At 40.1% G+C, this 4,028-nt stretch carries 5 protein-coding genes and 1 pseudogene; 2 read left to right on the top strand and 4 right to left on the bottom strand.

Annotated features, from left to right (window positions below; genetic code table 11):
* The first annotated feature begins 253 nt into the window (after positions 1 to 253).
* Positions 254 to 457, top strand: coding sequence for a CsbD family protein (locus tag EI164_RS14920; RefSeq protein WP_192520705.1), 204 nt, complete (start codon positions 254 to 256; stop codon positions 455 to 457).
* On the opposite strand, the gene EI164_RS14915 is transcribed toward EI164_RS14920, so the two are convergent.
* The 3 genes from EI164_RS14915 to EI164_RS14905 form a co-directional block, all read right to left on the bottom strand.
* Complete coding sequence (locus tag EI164_RS14915) at positions 454 to 696, bottom strand: hypothetical protein (protein WP_192520704.1); 243 nt, start codon at positions 694 to 696, stop codon at positions 454 to 456. The two genes, EI164_RS14920 and EI164_RS14915, sit on opposite strands and share 4 nt — an antisense overlap.
* Positions 697 to 719: 23 nt before the next feature.
* Positions 720 to 1,934, bottom strand: coding sequence for an IS256 family transposase (locus EI164_RS14910; RefSeq protein WP_192520702.1), 1,215 nt, complete (start codon positions 1,932 to 1,934; stop codon positions 720 to 722).
* Positions 1,935 to 2,430: 496 nt separating this feature from the next.
* The gene (locus tag EI164_RS14905; protein ID WP_192520700.1) at positions 2,431 to 3,138 is read right to left on the bottom strand and encodes a ZIP family metal transporter; all 708 of its coding nucleotides are present in this window, start codon (positions 3,136 to 3,138) and stop codon (positions 2,431 to 2,433) included.
* A gap of 425 nt (positions 3,139 to 3,563) precedes the next feature.
* Here EI164_RS14905 and EI164_RS14900 point away from each other — a divergent pair, with 425 nt between their 5' ends.
* A complete protein-coding gene (locus EI164_RS14900) occupies positions 3,564 to 3,908 on the top strand; it encodes a hypothetical protein (protein WP_192520699.1) in 345 nt (114 codons plus the stop codon).
* A gap of 34 nt (positions 3,909 to 3,942) precedes the next feature.
* Here the strand turns inward: EI164_RS14900 and EI164_RS14895 are convergent.
* Positions 3,943 to 4,028: pseudogene (locus EI164_RS14895) on the bottom strand (IS1 family transposase); the annotation flags it as partial.

The raw sequence follows: 4,028 nt of genomic DNA, 5'->3' as shown, positions 1-4,028 counted from the left end.
ACGATCTAAGTATAGCTTATTCTGAAATATCTATGCTAATTGATGACACGCCCTAGTAAACATAATAAAAATCAGATATCGACAATAACAATAAAACAGATATCCACTAGTTGCCTTTGTTTAACATCCGATGATAACTACAATAAATAAAAATAAGGACTAAAAATAGAAAATGATTAGTAGCACTATTTAAACAACGACGATAATCAACCCACTAATAAAATGAACTAACTCACAAAAAAGGAATATAACAATGAACGAACAAACTCTGAAAGGTGAATGGAACCAACTGAAAGGCTCAGCAAAACAAAAATGGGCCAAACTAACTGATGATGATTTGACCCATATTGAAGGCAGCCGAGACAAGCTAGTTGGCCGAGTACAAGAACGTTATGGCCATGCTAAAGAAGACGCCGAGCGTGAAGTAGACGACTGGCGTCACCACAACAACTATTAGTAGAAATCAGTATGAATAGATGCTGATAGATACCAATAGATAGATACCAATAGATAGACGCTAATAAATGGTATCGCAAAATAACGAAAAGCCGCATAGAATCCTACGCGGCTTTTTTGTGCCGAGCTCATATAGTCGATTGTCTTTGAAAGCAATACAAGGCAACCAAGTGTAGATGTATCTAATACTTCAAACGAGGTTAACGCTGTGATGGCTTTCGCTGTAATAACTGAGCCCATCCCAGATTCTGTGTAACTGCCATTTAGATTAAATGCTTACTGATACGATCATCAAACATAATCATAAAGCGATTCAGAGCAGACGTCCAGTTACGGATTGGCATCGACCACCTTGACGATGCCTGCTGAGTCGCCAGATAAATCACCTTGAATGCTGCCTGATCAGATGGGAACACCTTACGCTTATTCACCGCTGTCCGAATGACACTGTTTAGCGACTCGATAGCATTGGTAGTATATATAGCTTTTCTGATATCTTTAGGATACTCGAAGAACACCGTTAAGCCCTCCCAGTTATTGCGCCAAGACTTAACCACGTGCGGATAGTCCTTACCCCAAGTATCATCAAAGTGCTCAAGATTGGCCTCTGCCATCTCGAGGGTATCAGCGCCATAGATGGCCTTTAAATCAGCCGCTACGGTCTTTTTGTCCGTCCAAGGTACAAACTTCATTGAGTAACGTACCATATGCACGATACACAGCTGAACCTTGGCTTTGGGATAAACGGTATTGATGGCATCAGGGAAGCCCTTTAGACCATCGACACAGGCAATGAGGATATCTTGTACCCCGCGGTTTTGTAATTCAGTGAGAACACCCAGCCAGAACTTAGCGCCCTCATTCTCTGATAACCACATGCCAAGCAGCTCTTTTTTGCCATCAAGTCCCACGCCTAGCGCCAGATAAATAGCCTTGTTGATGATCTGCTTATCTTGGCGTACTTTAACGACAATACAGTCCAAATAGACGATAGGATAAACACTGCTCAGCGGCCGGTTCTGCCAAGCGGTGATGTCCTCTAAGATGTTGTCCGTGACTCTTGAAACTAAGCTGCTGGATATATCGACGTCGTAAAGCTCTTTGATGGTTTCGACGATCTCAGTGGTGGTTTGGCCTTTGGCATAGAAAAAGATGATTTTATCATCGAGACCTGAGATACGGGTTTGATGCTTACGTACTAATGCAGGCTCAAAGCTGCTATCACGGTCTCTTGGGGTGGAAATCTCAAGCTCCCCTGTGTCACTGCGGACGGTCTTTTTAATGTGACCATTACGTTTGTTAGGCTTATCTGCCTTTTCATGCTTAGGATAGCCAAGATGGTCTTCCATCTCGGCTTCAAGTGCGGTGTCGATAAAAGATTGCATGAGCTGCTTTTGAAAGTCTTTGATGTCATCGAAGCTTTTCATACTGCCAGCCATTTGCTCGGCCAGTTTCTTGATATCAGATTGGTTAGTCATTGCTTATTCTCCTGTTAGTGGATTATAAGCAGTTACACAAAGTTTGGGAAACTCCCTAATAACTTTATAGTGCGATCGCTATAATACAGAGCTGCATACTGGTGAGCATCGTCCAGACACGATAAAACCGCATAGCAATAAATTGTTATGCGGTTTTATTGTTAACTATCCATGTTACTTATCACAGCTGTTTCCTATGCATCCTTGCATAATATTCAGCATGTTGTGATATTAGGCATCCTGCCCTTTTACTATCTATAGTAGGATTAACTACTATCAGCAACGGTTATGTGTCCTTACTCCACTTACTATTCTCATCCTGATAGTAGTAAGTGAATCATTATCCTTAATGCGGTCAACTCAATCCTTGAGTCACATTTCCTAATGCCGTGTAACTATAATGCCTAAATCTTAATCCCCTGTTAAGTCGCATAAGCGTCATTGCGTGTAAGCATATGCTTACAAATGCTTTATAACGAGCCAGTTTACATTGTTTTTAGATAAGCATTTCACCGACAACACCAATCAAAAACCCAAAGGTTGCGCCTAACGAAGTCATATAATTACTATTTAGCTTACTCTCAGGAATAATATCCTGAATCAACAGATAAAGTATCCCACCACTGGCAAAAGTCATGAGGTATGCTGTCATACTAGGATGCTGACTCAATAAAAAATGCCCAATCAGCGCGGAAATAATACCAAAGAAACTTAATATAAAGAAAATAGCCAAGGTTTTTTTGACACTGAAACCACTCTGTACCAAATCGCGAAAAGAGTTAAAAGCTTCAGGTAAATTCTGCAAACCAATAAATACTGTTAATAATATCGCCATTTGTGGTTCGATGGCAAAAACAGCTCCAAGAGCAATAGATTCAGGTACAAAGTCCATCATCATCGCTAGCAACGTCGCTTGCTGACTTCCTGACTTTGCCAGTCTACGATCAATGAACATAAACAGCACAGCACCTAGTGAGAACGATGCCATCACGCCCCAAACGCTCAGCACTTCCATACCCTTGGGTATTAGCACTAAGGCTAATGCTGACAGTATTATGCCAGCGCCGAATGACATGAGTGTATGAACCAATTGCGACTTAAAAGGGCTGTCTTTGATGTGATGATCAAATATGTTCGCCAGTACGCCCCCTATAAACACAGTTGCACCTGCAAATCCTGAAAACAAAATCAGTTCGAATGGCATGTCTTTCTCATTATTTATTATTGTTTGTTAGTTATCTTGATAATGCTGCCCGATTATACACATGTCACTTACAACGTCTTAACGCAAGTGACACCTAACCTCAAGTTTTATACTCTATGATTAATGATATATTTCATTAACTTATATCGTACTAAAATTTTGCGCTGCACTAAAATCAAACCACTACATAATGGGTGTAACCAATTTTAGGCTGATCGTTGTTCCGCTATAAAATAAATATAGCGATACTAGGTGCATTTTACGTAGCCTCTGTCCTACGTCATACAACAAGCAAGGAAAGTGTAGACCAAAATCGCACAGTTATATCTCTTTCATTTAGGACTGACTATAGTACGGCTGTAATCCTATTTTTTAAGTTAAAAACGTACGTTCATTTTGCTAGGCAGACAACAAGGATTTGTATTATGAAAACCCCACAAGGCTCAATTATAAAAACACTTTCAACCTCTGGGCTGTCTATCGCTCTACTAGGAACGCTAGTAGGATGTGCCACTGTAGCGCCACCTCACGATAATCGCCCTATTTATCGTAACAGTCATGCGATTAACCATAGTCATCAGCTGCCTCAAGATTTACATCGTAAAGTTTACAACGACCATCGCAATAAAGATGTAGGCAAAAAAGAACATAGGAATAAGAGTAAATATAAGGACAGAAAGCACGACAAAAACAAAAATAGCAATGATAAAAGAGACGATAGAAGGGATAGAGATGATGACAAAAGATATAACGAAAAAAATCGCAGGTAAAAAAATTGGTGGTGTTCTAAAAAGTATGCTGGCATCAGACGTAGCCATAATTGATGTAAAAGAACACCATATCAAACACTTTGAAGTGATTATCGAGCTTCTTAGAGAAACAACAGGTTT

The organism is Psychrobacter sp. FME13 (assembly GCF_014861395.1).
Lineage (GTDB): Bacteria > Pseudomonadota > Gammaproteobacteria > Pseudomonadales > Moraxellaceae > Psychrobacter.
This window is presented reverse-complemented; position numbering and strand designations above follow the sequence as displayed.